The following is a 926-nucleotide window of genomic DNA, read 5'->3' as shown; positions in this document are numbered from 1 at the left end:
ACTCCATCTACTGTTACTGTTAAACTATCTGAAGAATCCGCTGTACCTGTGATCACCGGGGTGGTATCATTGGTGGTCTGACTAACCACTGTTGGAACTGTAGGGGCGACTGTATCGATGATCAGTTCCCCGGAAGTGGTATCCGTAGCCGTATTACCAGCTGTATCCGTGGCTGTAGCCGTTACATCATAGGTCCCGTCAGGGCTGATCTCATTGCCCGCTGGAATTGTTAAACTCCAGGTATTGTCGCCATTGTCTACCAGATTCCCGTCTCCTTCGCTATAGGTAACCCCATCTACCGTTACTGTTAAACTGTCTGAAGAATCCGCTGTACCTGTGATCAACGGGGTGGTATCATTGGTGGTCTGACTAACTACTGTTGGAACTGTAGGCGCTACTGTATCGATGATCAGTTCCCCGGAAGTGGTATCCGTAGCCGTATTACCAGCTGTATCCGTGGCTGTAGCCGTTACATCATAGGTCCCGTCAGGGCTGATCTCATTACCCACAGGAATCGTTAAGCTCCAGGTATTGTCGCCATTGTCTACCAGGTTTCCGTCTCCTTCGCTATAGGTAACCCCATCTACCGTTACTGTTAAACTGTCTGAAGAATCCGCTGTACCTGTGATCAACGGGGTTGTATCATTGGTGGTCTGACTAACCACTGTTGGAACTGTAGGCGCTACTGTATCAATTGTTAATTCCCCGGAAGTGGTATCCGTAGCCGTATTACCAGCTGTATCCGTGGCTGTAGCCGTTACATCATAGGTCCCGTCAGGGCTGATCTCATTACCCGCAGGAATTGTTAAACTCCAGGTATTATCGCCATTGTCTACCAGATTCCCGTCTCCTTCGCTATAGGTAACTCCATCTACCGTTACTGTTAAACTGTCTGAAGAATCCGCTGTACCTGTGATCACCGGAGT

1 protein-coding gene is annotated in these 926 nt (G+C 48.9%); it reads right to left on the bottom strand.

Annotation, left to right across the window (positions count from 1 at the left end; translation table 11 throughout):
• A partial coding sequence (locus ACFSTE_RS20975) for a PKD domain-containing protein (protein WP_378298390.1) occupies positions 1–926 on the bottom strand: 926 nt, incomplete at both ends.

Source organism: Aquimarina hainanensis (genome assembly GCF_042684685.1).
In the GTDB taxonomy this organism is placed as follows: domain Bacteria; phylum Bacteroidota; class Bacteroidia; order Flavobacteriales; family Flavobacteriaceae; genus Aquimarina; species Aquimarina hainanensis.
The sequence above is the reverse complement of the archived record's forward strand: the minus strand, read 5'-3'. Positions and strand labels throughout refer to the sequence as shown.